General features: G+C 72.7%; 14 protein-coding genes. 4 read left to right on the forward strand and 10 right to left on the reverse strand.

Annotated elements, in window-relative coordinates; genetic code table 11:
* Window positions 1-35: 35 nt before the first annotated feature.
* From LC193_RS00560 to LC193_RS00570, 3 genes are all read right to left on the reverse strand, one after another.
* Window positions 36-758, reverse strand: a complete 723-nt coding sequence (locus LC193_RS00560; RefSeq protein ID WP_226070191.1) for a methyltransferase domain-containing protein — start codon at window positions 756-758, stop codon at window positions 36-38.
* The gene (locus tag LC193_RS00565; protein WP_226070192.1) at window positions 755-2,662 is read right to left on the reverse strand and encodes a prenyltransferase/squalene oxidase repeat-containing protein; all 1,908 of its coding nucleotides are present in this window, start codon (window positions 2,660-2,662) and stop codon (window positions 755-757) included. The genes LC193_RS00560 and LC193_RS00565 overlap by 4 nt, the downstream gene beginning before the upstream one ends.
* A 76-nt stretch (window positions 2,663-2,738) precedes the next feature.
* Entirely contained in the window at window positions 2,739-3,278 is a 540-nt protein-coding gene (locus tag LC193_RS00570; protein ID WP_226070194.1) for a PPOX class F420-dependent oxidoreductase, read from the reverse strand.
* Window positions 3,279-3,525: 247 nt separating this feature from the next.
* On the opposite strand from LC193_RS00570, the gene LC193_RS00575 reads away from it, so the two are divergent.
* Window positions 3,526-4,440, forward strand: a complete 915-nt coding sequence (locus tag LC193_RS00575) for a prenyltransferase (RefSeq protein WP_226070196.1) — start codon at window positions 3,526-3,528, stop codon at window positions 4,438-4,440.
* Window positions 4,441-4,624: 184 nt separating this feature from the next.
* Here the strand turns inward: LC193_RS00575 and LC193_RS00580 are convergent, their stop codons facing one another.
* Window positions 4,625-6,211, reverse strand: coding sequence for a non-reducing end alpha-L-arabinofuranosidase family hydrolase (locus LC193_RS00580; RefSeq protein WP_226070198.1), 1,587 nt, complete (start codon window positions 6,209-6,211; stop codon window positions 4,625-4,627).
* A gap of 533 nt (window positions 6,212-6,744) precedes the next feature.
* Between LC193_RS00580 and LC193_RS00585 the strand changes: the two genes are divergently transcribed.
* Window positions 6,745-7,794: an NAD(P)-dependent alcohol dehydrogenase gene (locus LC193_RS00585; protein ID WP_226070199.1), complete on the forward strand. Its 1,050-nt coding sequence runs from the start codon at window positions 6,745-6,747 to the stop codon at window positions 7,792-7,794.
* Between the two features lie 77 nt (window positions 7,795-7,871).
* The gene (locus LC193_RS00590; protein WP_226070201.1) at window positions 7,872-8,792 is read left to right on the forward strand and encodes a helix-turn-helix domain-containing protein; all 921 of its coding nucleotides are present in this window, start codon (window positions 7,872-7,874) and stop codon (window positions 8,790-8,792) included.
* A gap of 84 nt (window positions 8,793-8,876) precedes the next feature.
* Here LC193_RS00590 and LC193_RS00595 read toward each other — a convergent pair whose 3' ends face one another.
* On the reverse strand, window positions 8,877-11,870 hold the full coding sequence (locus LC193_RS00595; protein WP_226070203.1) for a family 16 glycoside hydrolase: 2,994 nt from the start codon (window positions 11,868-11,870) through the stop codon (window positions 8,877-8,879).
* 643 nt (window positions 11,871-12,513) lie between these two features.
* Here LC193_RS00595 and LC193_RS00600 point away from each other — a divergent pair.
* Entirely contained in the window at window positions 12,514-12,990 is a 477-nt protein-coding gene (locus tag LC193_RS00600) for a MaoC family dehydratase (protein ID WP_226070205.1), read from the forward strand.
* A gap of 42 nt (window positions 12,991-13,032) precedes the next feature.
* Here the strand turns inward: LC193_RS00600 and LC193_RS00605 are convergent, their stop codons facing one another.
* The 5 genes from LC193_RS00605 to LC193_RS00625 all read right to left on the reverse strand — a co-directional run bounded on the left by LC193_RS00605 (window position 13,033) and on the right by LC193_RS00625 (window position 18,292).
* Complete coding sequence (locus tag LC193_RS00605; RefSeq protein ID WP_226070207.1) at window positions 13,033-13,746, reverse strand: polysaccharide deacetylase family protein; 714 nt, start codon at window positions 13,744-13,746, stop codon at window positions 13,033-13,035.
* Window positions 13,739-14,800, reverse strand: a complete 1,062-nt coding sequence (locus LC193_RS00610) for a glycosyltransferase family 2 protein (protein ID WP_226070209.1) — start codon at window positions 14,798-14,800, stop codon at window positions 13,739-13,741. The genes LC193_RS00605 and LC193_RS00610 overlap by 8 nt, the downstream gene beginning before the upstream one ends.
* 104 nt (window positions 14,801-14,904) lie before the next feature.
* Window positions 14,905-15,858: an aldo/keto reductase gene (locus LC193_RS00615; protein WP_226070217.1), complete on the reverse strand. Its 954-nt coding sequence runs from the start codon at window positions 15,856-15,858 to the stop codon at window positions 14,905-14,907.
* Between the two features lie 218 nt (window positions 15,859-16,076).
* The gene (locus tag LC193_RS00620; RefSeq protein ID WP_226070219.1) at window positions 16,077-17,228 is read right to left on the reverse strand and encodes an endonuclease/exonuclease/phosphatase family protein; all 1,152 of its coding nucleotides are present in this window, start codon (window positions 17,226-17,228) and stop codon (window positions 16,077-16,079) included.
* Complete coding sequence (locus LC193_RS00625) at window positions 17,225-18,292, reverse strand: glycosyltransferase family 2 protein (protein ID WP_226070221.1); 1,068 nt, start codon at window positions 18,290-18,292, stop codon at window positions 17,225-17,227. The genes LC193_RS00620 and LC193_RS00625 overlap by 4 nt, the downstream gene beginning before the upstream one ends.
* Window positions 18,293-18,294 lie beyond the last annotated feature (2 nt).

Below are 18,294 nucleotides of genomic sequence, written 5' to 3' on the forward strand. Positions count from 1 at the left end.
GGCCCGGCCTGTGCCGCCGGGCCCGGAGGGATGGCTCAGGCGGCCGGCTTGCGGCCGATGGCCTGGTAGATGACGTCGGTCGAGGCGATGCGGCGCAGCCTGACCCGGTCGGTGCGGTTCAGCGCCCAGGCCAGGAGGTCGCGCTTGTCGGGGAAGAGCCCGTAGGTCTGGACGGGCACCCCGTTCCTGGCGAACTCGAACGCGAGCCGCCTCGGGTTGACGAACATCCGGTGGTCGTGGCACCCCTTGGGCGCCATCCAGCTCAACGGCACGTTCTCGGCCAGGGTGATGATGGCCAGCCGCGCCAGCAGCGTGTCCGCGATGGTGTCCGCGATCACGAGTCCGCCCGGCTTGAGCAGGCGGCAGCACTCGGCGATCACCTCCCAGGGGCGGTCCACGTGCTCCAGGCACTGCCCGGCCACCACGACGTCCGCGCACCCGTCGGGCAGCGGCACGCGGTGGACGTCCGCGTGGATCACCTCGTCCACGCCGTGGCTGCGGGCGACCTCGGCGCTGAGCGCGGACGCGTCCACGCCCACGTGCCGGTACCCCTTGTCCGCGATGTGCGGGTGGAGCAGGCCGCCGCCGCAGCAGACGTCCACGAGCAGAGGCGTCCCGCCGGTGCCCGCGGGCGCCCGGGGAATGAGGGAGGCCCGCTGCCTGGCGATCCAGGAGAGCGTGGAGAAGGGACCGCGCGGGTCCCACCACTGCCCCGACCACTCGTCGTACTCGGTCGTGTCGCGCAAGGGGGTGGTCATTCCGCTGCCTTTCCCTGGTCCGGGTGCGCCGCGCCCGACGCGACCGCCGAGAGGTGGCGCTGGTAGTCGGCGAGCGCCCACAGGGCGAACGCGTGGGTCATCCTCGGCGTGCTGATGTACACGCTGTCCGGGATGACGATCATCCACTCCGTGGGGTCGGTCCAGGTGCCGGCCTCGTTCTGGTGGGAGATCAGGTACCCGGCCGCGGCCGCGGCGGCCTCCTCGTCCACCTCGCCGGCCCGCAGCAGGCCGCGCAGGCACCAGGCGGTGTGGATGGCGCTGCTCTCGCCGGTCGCGCGGCGGCGGTCGCTGAGGCTGAGGGCGATGTTCTCGCCCCAGCCGCCGTCGGGGTTCTGGTGTTCGAGCAGCCAGCGGCGGGCGGCCACGATCGACGGATGGTCCGCCGGGGCGCCGGCCGTGCGCAGCGCGGAGACGACGTGGCTCGTTCCGTACAGCCTGACGCCCCAGCGCGACGGCCACGAACCGTCGGCGTCCTGCGCGTCGAGCAGCCAGCGCACGGCGCGGCGGCAGCCGGGGTGCCAGCCCAGGCCCTCGGCGTGCAGGGCCTCGACGGCGTGGGCGGTGACGCAGGCGGTGGCCCCCTCGACGAATCCGATGCCGGTGAGCGCCTTCTCGCCAAGACGCGACCAGCGGTCCACCCCGAAGCCGGCCCAGCCGCCCGAGGGGGACTGGCACGCGATCAGCCAGCGCGCGGCCTCCGAGGTCGCGGCCACCGCCTCGTCGTCCGCGCCGCCGTCGGAGGCGCCGGCGGACCGCAGGGCGGTGATGGCCATGGCCGTGTCGTCCGGGTCGGCGTTGATCGTCGGAATGCCCTCGAAGTCCCAGGCGCGCAGGGGCCGTACGCCCTTGGTGTTGACGGAGGTGTCGGCCCTGTGGTCGATGAGCCAGCGGCCCGCGCGGCGCAGCGGCTCCCGTACGTCGGTGCGGCCGGTGGCGTCCAGGGCCGACATCATGAGCGCGGAGTCCATCACGACGGTGCGGAACGTCTGCACCCGCCGCGTGCCGTCCACCCGGACGTTCAGCTCGTCGCAGGCGGCGAGCGCGCGGCGCTGCACGGGGTGCCCGATGCCGTAGCCGCGGCTCCACAGCGCCAGCACGCAGACCAGGGTCTCCGTCCAGCTGCCGCCCCAGCTGCCGTCCGACTCCTGCCGGGCCATCAGCCAGTCCTCGCCCGCCCGCAGGGCCTTGGCGCGCAGCGTCCTCGGCGTCGCCGCGTGCACCGCGCGCAGGGTGCCGGTCAGCACGGACTCGGCCCGGGACGGCGGGTGGGGGACGCCGCTGCGCAGCACGGTGACGTCCACGTCGAGGCGGCGCACCGGCCTGACGGTCGTCAGGATGCCCACGGCGACGACGACCTCCCTGGCCATCGGCTCGTAGTCGCCGAGCGCGCCGGGGACCCAGGAGGGCAGCAGCACCAGTTCCGGCGGCACGCGGGGGATCTCGTCCCAGCTCACGATGCCCGTGAAGGCGAGCCAGAACTTCACCGGCACCATGTCGATCGCCTCAAGGCCGCCCGCGGACCGCACGAAGGCCGCGGCCCGGCGCAGCGCCTCGTGGTCGAGCGGGAACCCGGCCAGTTGCAGGGCGATGTGGGTGAAGGCACTGCTCGACAGGTCGGAGGGGCCGCCGCGGAACAGGGACCAGCCGCCGTCCTCGTTCTGGTCCGCGAGCATCCAGGCGGCGAGTTCCTCGACGTGCCGCGGGGTCGTGGCACCGAGCAGGGTGCGCATCACGATGTCGGCGGCCTCGTAGGAGGTCCCGCCCGTGAGGATCTCCCCCGGCCAGGCGCCGTCCTCCGCCTGGGCGGCGAAGGCGGCGGAGACGGCGGCCGAGACGGCCGCCCCCACCTGCGCGTCGTTCGGCTTGTGCGATTGGTCTGTCACCACTGTTCCTTGCGTTGCGTTCTCGCGGTCTTCGCGGTTCTGGTGGTTCTCCCGGCTGCCACCGCGCCGCCCGCGGTCACCCGGCCGGGTCGTCGTCCCCGACGGTGATCTCCAGGTAGCACATGTCGACCCGCATCAGGTCCTGGGCGGTCGCGCAGAACGCCCGCACCGCCCCGTACCTGCGGTGCAGCAGGCGTTCGGCATGCCGTTCCTCGCCTGCGGGCAGGACCCGGGCGGTGGCGGGCACCACGCCGGTCAGGGGGCGCCCGCGAGTGGAGCACACGCCGAGCAGCACGTGCGGGCGGCGGCCGACGCGGGCGACCTTCCCCGAGGCGCGCTGGGTCCGCACGTACACCCGCTCGGCCTCCACCGCGGCCCACACGGGGGTGGCGACGCGACCGCCACCGGCCCTGAAGGTGATCAGCAGCGCGTGCTTGCCGCGCGCGAGCGTCTCGCGGACGCGGCGCGCGCTCTCGGCGCGGTCGGCCGGGTACGCGGCGTCGAGGAGTTCGAGGATGCGGGCCGGGGGCAGGCTGAGCCGGTCGGCGACGCGCCCGCCCGGCAGGCTGCGGCCGGCCACCGGCCGGGCCAGAGGACGTACACGCTCCTGGGACACACCACTCCTTCTCCCGCCCCCGGGAGGGGACTTGCGACGCCGCCGCATCGTACGGGCTCGCGGAGCGGCCTGGCGACGCGCGCGTTCAACCGCTCCTGCCCGCCCCGGCGGATGTTGCCCGCGGACGGACGGGTGGGGAAAGCTGACCCCCCGCCGTCGGAGCCGCGTTGCCCCGGTCGAGGCGGTCCCGATGCACGATCCGAGAATCCGAGAATCCGAGAACCTGAGAAAGAGGCGGCCGTTGCGGTTGGATGCCGACGTTCCTCCGAAGCCACCCGCCGCGCGGGAGTCGGCGCGGATCTGGGTGCAGGCGGCGGGACCGCCGCTGGTCCTCGTGCTGGTCCTCCAGGGGGCGTTCGCCGTGACGGCCGTGCGCCACCAGGGCGCCGTCGAGTGGTGGCGCGTCGCGCTCACGGTGCTCCTGTTCGTCTGCGACGGAATCGGCCGGCGCCTGGTGAACGACTTCGAGGACCACAGGCGGGGCGTGGACAGGCCCGACCGGGTGCGCCCCGACAGCTCGATGGCGCTCGGTCTTGACATGAACCGGGTGCGGTGGGCCGGCATGGGCGGGTTCGCGGCGGCGTGGGTCTGCCTCCTCGTCCTCGCGCTCACCTCCGAGCCCTTGCTGCTGCTGGTGATCCCGCCGATGTACGCGGCCTACTTCGCCTACGCCGGCGGGCGGCGCCCGCTCGGCCACCGGGGCTTCGGCGAGCTGCTCGACTTCGTGGTCACCGGCACGGCCGTGACGCTGGTCGTCGGGCGGCTCAACGGTGACGCGTTCGACGCCGCCCTCTGGTGCGCGGCGCTCGCCTGCGGGTTCCTGTTCATGACGCTGATGCTGCACAACAACGCCCGCGACCTGGCCAAGGACAGGGAGGCGGGCAAGGTCACCCTGCCGCACCTGATCCCGCCCGCGGCGGTGAAGGCGCTGTACGTCACCGGCCTCGCCGGCTGCTACGGGTTCCTGGCGCTGACGGCGCTCGGTCTCGGGGCGTGGGGTCCGCTGCTGCCCCTGGTGACGCTGCCGTGGGCGGCCCTTCTCGCCGTCCGGGTGTGCCGGGGGCCGCTGGGCACCGGCATGATCGACTGGTCGGGGCTGTACCTGCTGATGCTCGCGGTCTTCGCGACCTTCACGGCGGGCGGCTGGCTCCCGGCCTGGTGACCGCGGCGCCCCGGCCCCGGCCCGTTCCCGCCGGTGCGCGGCTGAGCCGGTGCGCGGGGAGTGGGGGCGGTCCTGTGAGGGTGGCGACGCGCCGGTGCCCCAGGTCTCGGCGGCGCGGGGCGGACCGCTCGGTCATCGGGCGGCCCGCCCCTTCGTCATGCCCGCCACTGGGGCCCGGCCTGCCTCAGCAGGCGGAGTTGGTCTGGGTGAGCAGGCCCATGCGCCAGGGCAGTTGGCTGTACTCGCCGCCCGCGCCGGGGTCGATGCCCTGGTAGAGGAACTGGAGGCGGCAGGGGTCGATGGTGAGTGTCTGATCGCTGTTCGCCCTGATCAGCTCCCCGTGGCTGAAGTCCCGGGTCCACGCGCCCGAGGGGAAGGACACGTTGTTCGACCGGGCGAAGGGGTTCGACTCGGTCGCGGCCAGCGGAGCCCACGGGCCGGCGAGGCCGGTGGAGGTGAAGGAGCGGTACCAGCGGCGGCCGTCGGAGCCGATGGCCTCCTGGAGCAGCAGGTAGGTTCCGGTGTCCCCGACCCTGTACACCGCGCTGCCCTCGAAGAGGTTGTTGCGGTTGGAGTCCTCAAGGGCGATGACGGTGTCGCCGAAGCCGCGGGGGAAGTTCGCCAGGGAGGTCTGGGCCCGGTAGATGTGGCCGTTGTCGTCGCTGGAGAACAGGTGGCAGCGGGCCGCGTCGCAGATGACCCAGAAGTCGAGCCAGTGGCCGTCGCCGATGTTCTGCCGGACGATCTCCGGCATGCTGTCCATGAAGTTGCGCGGCGCCGACCAGGACCCGGGGTCGCCGGGGTCGCTGCTGACCGAGTACGAGGGCAGTCCCGTCTGGTAGACCAGGTACCACAGTCCCTGCGGGGCGAAGTAGAACACCTGGGGCGCGGCGCGGTACCCGGTGCCGACGCCGGACGCGGTGTCGAGGAAGGTGTGCCTGGCATCGGCCATCCCCGACCAGTCGGGGGCCGCGAAGTGCACCAGGTTCCAGCCGCCGCTCCGGCTCGCGGTGGTGGCGTACACGTGCCACTGGCCGTTGTGCCGGACGACCGAGTAGTCCTTGATGGCGACGATGTCGTGGCTCGCGTCCGACTTCGGACCGGCCAGCACGCCGCTCGAACTCCACTGGAACGACGAGGGCAGCGACGAGTCGGGCGGCTCGCCGCCGTCGACGGGCACCAGCCGCCACTGCTGGTTGGCCCCGCCCCAGTCGGTGTACTGGACGATGTTCGCGCCGTCGGTGGTCGCGGCTCCCTGCACCTCAAGCGCCTTGCCGCTGTGGCGGTTGATCAGGCGCACGTACCCGTCGCCCTGCTCGGACAGCCGGAACTGCTGGTTGGCGGTGTTGTGGTCCGACCACTGGACGACGGACGCGCCGTCGGCGGTGGACCAGTTGTGGACGTCGAGGACCTTCCCCGAGTGCCCGGACCTCAGCCGGTAGTGGCCCCCGCCCGAGTCGACGAACTGCCACCGCTGCTGCGCCTGATCGTTGCGCGACCACTGCGTGATGCGCGCCCCGTCGTTCGTCGCCAGGTTGTACACGTCCAGCGCCTTGCCGCTGTTGCGGTTCACGAGCACGTACCAGGCGCCGGTGTCGACGTACGGCTCGTGGTCGGCCGCCGGCGCTCCCGGCGCGGCGCCGGCCCGGGCCGGGCCGGCGGACGTCGCCGACATGCCGGTGGCCAGGAGCGCCAGGACGACCAGTGCGACCAGTGCTCTCAGCCGTCGCCACGGCGCGGGCCGTCCGCCCGCCGGATGGTGGTGACTCATCTGTCGTCCCTCCTGCGAGAACGATGTGCAAGCGCTCCCGGACGGCCTCGACCGTCATCCGGAAGCCGGACACGCGGTGCACGGCGCCCGGCGGGTCGCCGCCGGCGGCGGCCAGTACCGGGCGTGGTTTCGGGCAGCTCGGCGCAAACGTGCGGTACGGGTGGGGCGGAAGTGACGAGGGAGCCAATTCCGTTCGCCATGCCGGACGTTGGCCGGTTTTTCAGACGAGATACGACCAAGATAGGCGTCGGCGGCCCGACGTCAACACCTCTCACTCCCATCAGTTTCGAGGAATTCCAAGAAAAGATCGGTCGCGGCAGCGGACAGCGTCCGGCCGAGAGACGACCGGGAGGCGGTCGCCACCAACCGCCGCTCAGGGTGTGAGGGGCCCTCTCAGGGCCTCCCGGAGGCCGGGCGGAGGGTGGTTCCCTGGAGCGTGACGGCGCTCCGCCGCCGTTCGCGCCGGCACGGGGGCGAGGCCCCGGTCCACCGGCGCGGCAAGGTTTTCCATGATCGTCTTCGCAAGGACAGCAATGACTTCCGTACGCGCTTACACCGCCACTTCCGCCGCAGGACCGCTGGTCCCCGGAGTGATCGAGCGGCGCGACGTGGGCCCGAGGGACGTGCGCATCGACATCCACTGGGCCGGAATCTGCCACTCCGACATCCACACCGTCCGCGGCGACTGGGGTCCGGTGCCCTACCCGCTGACGGTCGGGCACGAGATCGCCGGCGTGGTCGCCGAGGTCGGCCCTGAGGTCACGCGGTACCGGGTCGGCGACCGGGTGGGGGTCGGCTGCATGGTCGACTCCTGCCGGAAGTGCGACAACTGCCGCGCGGGCCGCGAGCAGTACTGCCTGGCGGGCTTCACCGACACCTACAACGGGACCGACCGCGACGGAAGCGTCACGCAGGGCGGTTACGCCACCGGGATCGTCGTGGACGAGCACTTCGTGCTGCGCGTCCCCGAGGCCATCCCGTTCGAGAAGGCCGCCCCGCTGCTGTGCGCCGGCATCACGACCTACTCGCCGCTGCGCCGCTGGAACGCCGGCCCGGGCACGAAGGTCGCGGTCGTCGGCATGGGCGGGCTCGGGCACATGGCGGTCAAGATCGCCCACGCCATGGGTGCCGAGGTGACGGTCCTCTCGCAGACCCTCGGCAAGCGCGAGGACGGGCTGCGCTTCGGCGCGGACCACTACTGGGCCACCAGCGACCCGGCGACGTTCAAGCAGCTGGCGAACACCTTCGACCTCATCGTCAACACCGTCAGCGCCCCGCTGGACCTGGACGCCTACCTGGCGCTGCTGTCGTTCGGCGGCACCATCGTCAGCGTCGGCGCCCCGCCGGAGGCCGTGCCTGTGACGTTGTTCACGCTGTTCGAGAACCAGCGGTCCTTCGCCGGTTCGAAGATCGGCGGCATCGCCGAGACCCAGGAGATGCTCGATTTCTGCGCAGAGCACGGCATAGCCCCCGAGGTCGAGATCATCCCGGCGGAGCGGATCAACGAGGCGTGGGAGCGGGTGCTGTCCTCCGACGTCCGCTACCGGTTCGTGATCGACGCCGCGACGCTCGACGCCGCCTGACGGCGGCCGGCCCCCGGGCGCGCCGCGGGCGCCCGGGGGCACCCCGACCGACCGCGGACCGGATCTACGGTGGAGTCATGAGCACGAAGGATGAGGTGAGGGAGTTCCTGATCTCCCGCCGCGCGAACGTGTCCCCCGAGCAGGCGGGCCTCACCGGCGTCGGCGGGGAGCGGCGCGTCCCCGGGCTGCGCCGCGAGGAGGTGGCGATGATCGCCGGGGTGAGCCCGGACTACTACACGCGTCTTGAGCGCGGCAACATCCGCGGCGCCTCGGAGAGCGTGCTCAACGCCATCGCGCGCGCCCTCCAGCTCAACGATGTGGAGCGCGAGTACCTGTTCGACCTGGCCCGCACCGCCCCGGCGCCCGCCAGGTCGCGCGGCGGGAAGCCCGCCCTGCGCTCGGTGCGGGCCTCGGTCCAGCGGGTGCTCGACAACCTGACGCTGCCGGCCCTCGTGCACAACGCGAACCAGGACCTGATCGCGGCCAACCTCATGGGCCGCGCCCTGTACGCGCCGCACTACGACACCCCGCACCAGCCGAACATCGCCCGTTTCGTCTTCCTCGACCCCCGCGCCCCTGACTACTACGTCGACTGGCCGCTGGCCCGCCGCACCACGGCGGCGATCATGCGCCTTGAGGCCGGGCGCGACCCGCTGAACGGCGAGCTGACCGCGCTCATCGGGGAGCTGTCCACCCGCAGTCCGCTGTTCCGCACGGACTGGGCCGGCCACGACGTGCACTCCCACCGCACCGGAGTGAAGTCGTTCCGGCACCCCGAGGTCGGTGTCCTCGACGTGTCGTTCGACGTGTTCGAGATGCCGGGCGAGGCGGGCTTGCAGATCGTGACCTACAGCCCCGCCCCGGGAACGCGGTCCGCGGACGCGTTCGCGCTGCTGGCGTCCTGGGCCGCGACCCAGGGGCCGGACAGCCGGCGGCCGGGCGATGGCCCCGAGGGCCGGAAGGCCCGCCAGGACGAGGCGCCCCGCCCGGCCCGGTGACGCCCGGCGCCGGGAGGGCGGACACGGTACCGCGTGTCCGCCCTCCCGCTGCTCACCCTCCGGCGCGTGCGCCGCGCGCCGCCGTCACAGGTCCCTCACCCGCACATCGCGGAACCAGACGTCGGAACCGGTGTGGTGGTTCTGCAACCCGACGCGTCCCGAGCCGAGGTCCCGGTCGGGGTCGGCGCCCTCGGTGTCGAACTCGTTGATCAGCACGTCGTTGAGGTACACCCTGACGCGCAGGTCCTCGACCTCGATCGCGTAGCTGTTCCACTCCCCCGGCGGGTTCAGCGCCGCGTCCCTGGCCGCGATGTCGGCGCCCTGGAAGTCGTAGATCGCGCCGGTCGTGCGCTCGGGCTCGTCCGTCGCGTCGATCTGCACCTCGAACCCCCGGTTGCGCGCCTCGGGGTCGCCGGCCGGGTCCGGCAGGCCGATGTGCACGCCGGAGTTGTCGTCCCCGGCCATCTTCCAGTCCAGTTCGAGACGGTAGTCGGTCAGTTCCTCCGGGTGGGTGATCAGCCCGAGTCCGCCGACGGACCGCATGGTGCAGTCGGCCTGGAGGATGAAGTCACCGGGAGCGGCCATCTCCCAGTCGGCGAACGTCTCCTGGGTGCCGTCGAACAGCACGCGGTAGCCCTCGTCCGGCCGGGCGGGGGCGCAGGGCTCCTGCTGGACGCGCAGGTGGTCCCAGTTCAGATGCCGGTCGTCGTCCTCCCCCGCGGAGAGGGTGATGGTGTTCGTCCCCGCGCGCAGTTCGAGCCGCTCGACATGATCGGCCCATGTCTGCCAGGTCCCGGTGCTCTCGAACGCCAGCTGCCCCTTGTCCTCGCCGTTGACGCCGAGCGAGATCGTCTTGGTGCCGGCGTACGGGTGGGGGCCGTTGGAATAGCGGAAGGTCACCGGGTAGGTGCCGGCCTCATCGACGCGCACGTCCCAGGTCAGCTCCGCGCCGACGTCGCCGAACCCGTCCACGTAGCCCCCGCCCGTGTAGTGCGCGTGCTCGTCGTCGATGTCCGCGGAGCCGCGCAGCTCCCCGTCCTCGGCCTCGTACGTGCCGGTCTCGTTGGGCGGCTCGACCCAGCCGGGGATCTGGTGAACGGTGTACCAGGCCTCGGTGCTCCACAGCGGGGTGCCGTCGGCGGACTCGAACGGCCGCGGCGAGCGCACGTGCACGACCCGGTCCTCGCGCAGCCCCGGGATGTCCAGGCTCACCGTGCGCCCGTCGGCGGAGACCGAGGCATCCGCGACGGCCAGGACCTCCTCGTTCTTCTTCTCCCCGCCGTACTGCGAGGTCGGGGTGTACGACCACTGCTCCACCGCGTACCGCTCGCTCGCGTTCTCGATCACGTCCGCCGCGACCGGCTTGGTGTACGTGATGTCGAACCCGGTCCCCGTGACCTCCATCGACAGGATGTCCATGGCGTCCTCGGACGTGGGCGTCAGCTTCTGGAGCCCGTAGGGGACCTTGCCCGGCTGCTCCCAGTTGCCGCCACCGCCGATGCCGCCTGTGTAGAACGAGCCGTCCGGGCCGATCGCGAGACGGCTGACGCCCGATTCGAGCCCCTGGGTCATCCGGAAGACCGCGCCCTGCCGCTGCCCTTCGACCTCCTCAAGGAACGCCCGCTGGATGCCGCCGTAGGTGACGTCGCCGAAGACCAGCTGCCCCTCGAACACGCCCTCCTCGACCAGCACCGGATTGGTCGGCGAGTTCGCTATCTCGCCGTGCGGCAGCCACAGCACCGGCTCGGTGACCGGCTGGTCGTCGAACGGCCCCGGCGGGTTCGTGTAGTGGTTGTAGAACGCCCCCTCCTCGATCGCGACCAGCTTCGACGAGGGCAGCCAGTCGCCCTGGTTGTCCGTCACGAAGATGTCGCCGCCGGGCCCCCAGCCGATGCCGTTCGGGGTGCGCAGGCCGCCGGCGACGTAGTCGAGCGCGCCGGTCTCCTTGTCGATCCGGACCGAGGTGCCGCGGTTCTCGGCGGGCTGGGGGACCTGGGTCTTGCCGCCCGGGGTGATGGCCACCGACAGGTTCAGGTAGTAGTGGTCCTCGTCGGCCAGGAGACCGAACCCGAACTCGTGGTAGGTACCGCCGTTGGGCCAGGTCGCGATGGTTTCCTTGGCCTCGTAGAAGCCGTCGCCTTCGGCGTCGACCAGCCTGCTGAGCTGGTGCTTCTCCGCGACGATCACCTCGCCGTCCTCGACGAGCACGCCCTGCGGCTCGTTCATGTCCCTCGCGACGACCTCGGTGGTGACCCTCCCGGGTCCCGCGTCCTCTCCGAGGGTGCCGTCGACGACCTCGACGGCGCCGTCGAAGGTCTCCCTGCCCGCCCAGGTGGTGATGACCATGCGGCCGTCGTCGAACCAGTCCATGCCGGTGACCTTCGGCTCGAACCCCTCGGGCCGCAGGTCGGTCAGCGTGTAGTTCGGGTGGACCCCGGCGAGCGGCGCCCCGTCCCCCGGGCTCGCGTCGGCGTCCTCGCAGGTCTTCACCCCGGGCGAGGTCACGCGGGTGACGCCGGCGTCGGTGGTCAGCGCGGACTCGGGCACGAGCCCGAACGCGTCCGCGCCCGGCGGCCTCCACTCCAGGCGCAGCGCCTTGTCGTAGGCGCCCTGGAAGTAGTCTATGCGCAGGGCGTGGGCGCCCGCGGTCAGCTCGGCCGAGCCGTCGGCCGCCGTCGGCGGCTGGCGCCGGTCGTTCTCGATGATCTCCTCGCCGTCGAGGCGCAGCCGGGAGCCGTCGTCACTGATGAGGCGGAAGTGGTAGGTGCCGTCCTCGGGCACGTGGAGATGGCCGATCACATGGCCCATGAAGTTGTTGGCGATGCCGCCGAAATCCTCGTTCGACGTCCAGTCGACGGTCGGCCGCAGGACATCGATGTTCGGCGTCTGCCCCTCGGTCAGGGTGCAGATCTCCTCCGGCTCGAATCCGACGTCGAAGACCCGGAGTGTGACGCCCGGCTCCTGGGGCGGCAGGTCGTCCCGCGACGCGGCCTCGGCCGCGGCCACCGGTAAGATCAGCGCGCCGACCAGGGCGACCCCCAGGGTCGCCGCCGTATGGCGACGTGGCCTTGCATGCATGGAACCGACTCCTTCGCGCGGCTCGGGGCAATTCCGTTCTTCGTGCGGTGCGCGTTTCGCCGGGGGCGGGCAGGACGCCGTTCCACGGGCGTGCGGATTGCCGTTTCCCGGCGTGGGACCTCACGTCCCGGCGGCGTGGCGAGGCTCGGGCGAACCCGGAAAAAGGGGAAATACGGCAGGGGGAACCACGCCATGGGCCACCGCTGCCGCGCGGCGGACTCCGCCCTTCTCGAACGTTTCCTGGTGCCCGACTCGCGATCGCACGGCGGCCGGGCATAAACGTTGTCTTTTGCAGGGAAATTAGGGTTTCCGTGGATTCCTGTCAACACGGCGAGCGACGCGAAAGACGAAACGCGTTGCGACAATCCACTGGAGAACCCCCCATACCGGCACGGGCCGCCGACCCATGCGCCCGCCCGCACGAGGCCGCACGTCCACCGCGCCGCGCCGGTGTGACTTATCACCTGCGCGGGTGGCGCGGCCGACGGGCCCGGCCGGACGCGGCCGCGTTGCGCTACAAGGGCTCCATGACGACAAGGCGCCGGTTCCGCGCCGCGGTGGCCACCGCGTCCGCCGTTCGTGCTTTCCGCACGGCCGCGCCGGGGGCCGCGCGCACGGACCCGGGGCGCCGGGAGGGAGACCGGTGACGGGATTCGGCAGGTATTTCGAGGAATTTGAGGTCGGCGCGGTCTACCGGCACTGGCCGGGGAAAACGGTGACCGAATACGACCACCACTTGTTCTCCCTGCTCACCATGGTGCGGCATCCCCTGCACACCGACGCCCACTACGCCAGGACCGCAACGCGCCACGGGCAGCCGCTGGTGATCGGGAGTTACCTCTTCTCGCTGCTGCTCGGGCTGTCGGAGGCGGACGTGGCCGGGCGCGCCCTCACCCATCGCGGCTTCGAGCGGATCGAGCACCACGCGCCGGTCTTCCACGGCGACACGCTCTACGCGGAGAGCGAGGTGCTGGCGCTCTCCGACGTCCCCGGCCGCGCGGAGCGGGGGCAGGTGGCCGTGGAGACCCGTGGCCGCACCCAGGACGACACGCTGGTGATGACGTTCCGCCGCGACCTTGTCGTGCCCAGGCTGCCCGCCGCGCGCCGCGATCGGCGGTGACGGGCGCGCGAACGGCCGCCGTCGTGCTCGCGGCCCCGCCGGTCACAGCGGGGTGACGGCCACTCCGCGCCGGCGCAGCTGACCCAGCGCCACGTCGAGCGCGGCGACGGTCCGCGAACGCTCCCCGCCTCCGTCGTGGCACAGCACGATGTCGCCGTGCCGCGCCTTCAGAACGGCGCGCACGATGCGCGGCACCGGTGGCGAACGCCAGTCCTTGGGGTCCACGCTCCAGTCCACGGGCGTGAGCCCCTGGTCCCGCGCGGCGTCGAGCACGGTCCGCGACCAGCCCCCGGCGGGAGCGCGGAAATACACGGGCGTGCGCCCGGTCTCCCGCGCGACGACGTGCTGGGTACGCCGGATCTCCTCGTGGATCGCCTCGGCGGTGCGGGCGGCGAAGGGCTGCGGGTGGCTGTAGCTGTGGTTGCCGAGCGTGTGCCCCGCCCTCGCGATCCGCCGCAGCAACTCCGGGTGGCGGGCGGCTCGTTCGCCCACCACGAAGAACGTCGCCCGCACGTCGTGGGCGTGGAGCACGTCCAGCAGCCGCGGTGTCCACCGGGGGTCGGGGCCGTCGTCCACGGTCAGCGCCACCCGGCACGGCGCGTTCCCTCCCCGCGCCCCGGCCGGGACGCGGAACAGCGGCCCCGGCGCCAGCAGGGGGCGCGCAGGCGTCCGGCCCCCGCCGGCCCGCCAGGACTCCACGCGGCGCACCAGGCTCCAGGCCGCCTGGCCGATGTGGGCGCGTACGGCGTCAGACACCGCTGCTCATCCCCTCGGTCCTGTGCCGCCGGTCGTGCGCCCCGCGTCCGAAGTCGCGGTCGAGCCGGGCGCGCGCCCACCCGGTCGCGGCCCCCAGGGCTATCTGGACGTTGACCAGCAGGTGCAGGCCGACGAACAGGGGCAGGAACCGGGCCCCCCGCTTGCGGCGCACGAACCGGAGCAGCCCGGGGTCGGCGGCGGCGAACGCGACGGCGCCGGCCAGGGGAAGCAGCAGCAGCGCGGGGTGGAGCACGGCCAGGGGCGCGGTGGCCGCGGTGAAGAGGGCCGCCGCCACGCCGAGTTCGCTGTTGGCCCGCAGCGCGCCGGGGCGCCGGCGGTGCGCGGCGGCGAAGGGCAGCAGGTACTGGGCGCGGCGGAACTGCTCGCGCAGCATCCGGCCGAGCCGGTGCTCCTCGTCGTGTGCCGCCACGATCCGGTCGGTGAGCCGAATGCCGTACCTGGCGGACAGCCGTTCGCTGTACTCCACGTCCTCGCTGTCGCGCAACGCCCGGTCGAACGGCCCGACGTCCTCGAACACGCGGCGCGGCAGGGCCGCGGCGGCGAAGTACGCCGTGGGCGTCGGGCCGACGCCCTTGAGCCGCCAGTAGTGCGCGTGCAGGGTGCGGTACCACTCCACCGGGCCGTCGTCCACCAGGGGTTCGGCGGCGATGATGCCGTGCACGCAGCCGAGCCCGGGGTCTTCGGAGAGCAGCGCGACGGCGTTCTCCAGGGAGTCGGGGGACAGCGCCTGGTCGGAGTCGAGGAAGAAGAGGATGTCGCCGCTCGCGGCGGCGGCCCCCCTGTTGCGGGCGGCGGAGACGCCTTCGTTGCGGTCGGCCCGCAGGACGCGGCAGCCGGCGCGCAGGGCCACTTCCACGGAGTTGTCGGTGCTCGCGTCGTCCGAGACGATCACCTCGTGCGGTGGGAGGGTCTGCGCGGCGAGCGAGGCCAGGCACAGCTGGAGCGTCCTGGCGTAGTTGTAGTTGGGGATGACGACGGAGACCCGGGCCTGGGAACGGGAGTTCCCCGCGGCGGGAACGGAGGACGCGGTCATGGGTGACACCTCCGGGCGTGGCGCGGCCGGTGCGGCGCGGGCCGGCGGGGTACCGCCGGCCGGGCGCCGCTCACCGGCGCGGCCGGCGGTTGGATGGGTTCGGGTCAGACGGCCTCGTCGAGCACCTGACGCAGCTCCCTGGGCAGTTCCAGGTCGGCGGCGGCGAGGCATTCGTCGAGCTGGGCGACCGAGCTGACCCCGATGATCGGGACGACGGCGGGCTCGCCGCCTATCAGCCAGGCCAGGACCACCTGGACCGGCGACGCCCCGAGCTCGGCGGACACCTTGGCGAGCGCGCCCAGGCGGCGTTCTGTCCCCGGGTGGTCGTAGTGCTCGGGCAGCGGCTGGCCCGGGCGGCTGTAGGCGCCCCAGAGCAGCGTGGTGTAGGCGAAGAAGGTGAGCCCGTGGCTGTGCACGTAGTCGAGCAGGTCGTCCGTGGCGTGCACGTGCCCGCCCTCGGGCAGCGTGGTGCCGGGCCGGGGCCGCAGGTAGGACCAGCGCTGCTGCACCGCGGTGTACGGGGTCCACCCCCGCTGCTGTGCCAGCGACCGGGTCTCCGCGAGCCGCCAGGCGGCGTGGTTGCTCGCGCCCAGCGTGCGGGTCCTGCCGTCCGTCACCGCCTGGTGGAACGCGGCGATGGTCTCCTCGTCCGGGGTCGACCGGTCCTCGCGGTGCGCGTAGTAGAGGTCGAGGTGGTCGGTGCCCAGCCTGCGCAGGGTCCCTTCGAGTTCGGTCCTGATCACCTCGGGCGCGAGCCCTTCCGCCCCGCCGTCGGCCGCGGGTCCGGAACCGACCTTGGAGGCGATGGTCAGCCGGTCCCGGCCGCCGCGGTCCTTCAGCCAGCGGCCCAGCACGTTCTCGCTCTCGCCTCCCTCGCCGTTCGGCACCCAGAACGAGTAGCAGTTCGCGGTGTCGATGGTGGTCCCGCCCGCCTCGACGAAGCGGTCCAGGATGGCGAAGGACGTCTCCTCGTCCACGGTGGTGCCGAAGGGCATGGCGCCCAGGCACAGTGCGCTGACCCGGGTGCCTGAGGCCTCGTCCAGGGTTCGCTGCTGCATCGTTCCTCCGAGAGTGGTCACGGTCCTGGGCGCCGCTGTTCGGTTCGCCCGTACGGCCGTTGACTGATGGTGAGGACACCGTAGAAGAATCCGCGGGTGCTCAGGGACGCCTCAGGTGTGATCCGGGCGTTTCGGAGCGCCTGCTCTACGACCTTCGTCGTACGGGTCCTGCCGCCGGCGTACGACCTGCCACCGGCGGGGCGCGGGGCGCGCGGTGCTCATCCGCCGGGCGTCACGGTGAGCGCCTGCGCCCGGTGGTCGGACAGGCCCTCGCTGTCCACCATGCGGTAGTCGTGGACGGTCACCGCGTCGCTGGTGAAGGCCCAGTCGAGGCGCCACATGGCCGGGCCGCCCGCGGGCCAGGAGACGGGGTGCAGTTGGTCGCTCGCGTGCAGCGCGTCCCGCAACCGGTCGCCGAGGCGGCCCAGTTCGCCCATGGCCGAGGTGGCGTTCATGTCCCCCGCCACCACGGCGGGCAGCTCGTTGCCGTCCAGGTCCTCCTCAAGTGCCCGGTAGGTCGCCTGCCGCCTGACCTCCTGGGCCCGCATGAAGGAGACGAACTGCGACGAGAAAGGGTCCATCGACACATCCAGCTGCACCGGGATGTGCACGTTGTAGAAGGTGGTCAGCCGTCCGTCGATCCGCAGATCGGTGCGCAGCGTCTTGTAGCGGTAGTAGTCGGGGAACGCCCCCGCCGGCGGCATGCCGATGGCGGGATCGGAGAGGTGCGGCCAGTTGTCCAGCCCCCGCCAGTCCTCGATCGGGTAGCGGGAGAGGGTCAGCAGCTCACCGAGGGCCACCACGTGGAACCCGGGGAAGTGCTCGCTCAGCGCGGCCACGTGGTCGGCGGGGACCGGGCGGTGCGCGTCGAGATCCCAGGAGACGTGCTCCTGGAGCAGGTAGACGTCGGCCCGCTGGGCGCGCAGGTAGGCGTAGAACGCGTCCGGGTCGTCGCCGTCGGCCCAGTACTCGGTGTTCCAGGCGAACACCCGCACCGCGTCCGGCGGCGCGGGCGACCCGCCGGAGACCCCGGGCAGCGCGTGGACGTTCAGTCCCGCCAGGGGCAGTCCGAGCAGCACGCCGCACAGCGCCGCGGCCCCCAGGCGCAGCCGGGCCGGGCGCGCCAGCGGCGCGAGGAGCAGCAGGATCAGCGGCACCACCACGAACGTCAGCGGGGGCATCAGCTCCGCCGGCCGCCACCACCAGTGCTCGCCGGTGAGAACCATGAAGACCGCGACGAACAGCGTCCACACCGCGATCGCCGCGGCCAGCAGCCGCGCCGCCCGCCCGCGCGACGGCGGGGGCGCGGCCGGCCGCGGGCCCTCGCGGGCCGCGTCGCTCTCCCGCGCCTCCGCGAGGCGTGTGCTCATGCCGTCATCCCGGGCCGCTGCTCCGGGCGCGTTCCCAGGGGCCGCGGCGCGTGCTCGCCGTCGGGCGACAGGTGGGAGTCGTACAGGCGGCGGAAGCGGCCCGAGGCCAGCCAGTGCAGGGCGCCCACCGCGATGCCCGCGGAGATGGCGACGTTCGTGGCGAAGGCCACCGCGGTGAAGACGACGAGGAAGCCCGCCCCGCGCCGCTTGAGCACGTAGCGGTACATGGAGAAGTCGCCGGCGATCGTGACCCCGGCCAGGGCCAGCGGCACGGCCAGCCACACGGGGCCGAGCAGGCCGAGCGGCAGCGTGAGCACCGTGCCGAGGGCCGCGACCGCGGCCATGGACCGGGGCGCGGTCTCGAAGCCCTTGGCGAAGCGCCTGCGGCGGGCGAACAGCGGCACCCGCAGCCGGGCGCGGCGGAACAGCTTGCGCAGCAGGGGCAGCAGCTTCTCGTCGTCGTCGTGCCGCCCGAGCACGTGCGGGGTGACCCTGATCCGGTAGTGCTCCGACATCCGCTCGCCGTAGTCGACCTCCTCGGTCTGGCGCAGCCGGGGGTTGAACGGTCCGATCTCCTGGAACACCCGGCGCGGGATCGCGGTGAGCGAGGAGAACAGGAAGCTGACCGTGCCGAGCGAGTCCATCCGCCAGCAGTAGGCCTGGAGCACGCGGCACTCCTCGACCACGCTGTCCCGGATCAGCGGCTGGTCCTCGTAGATGCCGCACACCGCGCCGTACTCGGGGTGGGCGAGCAGTTCCTCGACGGCCTTCTCCACGGCGTCGGGGCGCAGCGCCACGTCCGAGTCGACGAAGAACAGGATCTCGCCGCGCGCCGCCGCGGCGCCGGTGTTGCGGGCCACCGCGACACCGCTGTTGCGCGGGGTCCGCAGCACGGTGACGTCGCGGCGGCGCGCGATCTCCAGGGAGTCGTCGGTGCTGTGGTCGTCGACCACGATGACTTCGAGCGGGGTGTAGGTCTGTTGCAGGGCCGCGTCGATGCACAGGCCGATCGAGTTGCGGTAGTTGTAGTTGGGGATGACGACCGAGACGAGGGGCCGGGACAAGG

It is taken from the genome of Streptomyces marincola (assembly GCF_020410765.1).
GTDB lineage: Bacteria > Actinomycetota > Actinomycetes > Streptomycetales > Streptomycetaceae > Streptomyces > Streptomyces marincola.

Coding starts and splice junctions, on each gene's coding strand:
- LC193_RS00560 (WP_226070191.1), bottom strand. CDS start 758: ATGACCACCCCCTTGCGCGACACGACCGAGTACGACGAGTGGTCGGGG.
- LC193_RS00615 (WP_226070217.1), bottom strand. CDS start 15,858: ATGCAGCAGCGAACCCTGGACGAGGCCTCAGGCACCCGGGTCAGCGCA.
- LC193_RS00610 (WP_226070209.1), bottom strand. CDS start 14,800: ATGACCGCGTCCTCCGTTCCCGCCGCGGGGAACTCCCGTTCCCAGGCC.
- LC193_RS00585 (WP_226070199.1), top strand. CDS start 6,745: ATGACTTCCGTACGCGCTTACACCGCCACTTCCGCCGCAGGACCGCTG.
- LC193_RS00620 (WP_226070219.1), bottom strand. CDS start 17,228: ATGAGCACACGCCTCGCGGAGGCGCGGGAGAGCGACGCGGCCCGCGAG.
- LC193_RS00580 (WP_226070198.1), bottom strand. CDS start 6,211: ATGAGTCACCACCATCCGGCGGGCGGACGGCCCGCGCCGTGGCGACGG.
- LC193_RS00595 (WP_226070203.1), bottom strand. CDS start 11,870: ATGCATGCAAGGCCACGTCGCCATACGGCGGCGACCCTGGGGGTCGCC.
- LC193_RS00590 (WP_226070201.1), top strand. CDS start 7,872: ATGAGCACGAAGGATGAGGTGAGGGAGTTCCTGATCTCCCGCCGCGCG.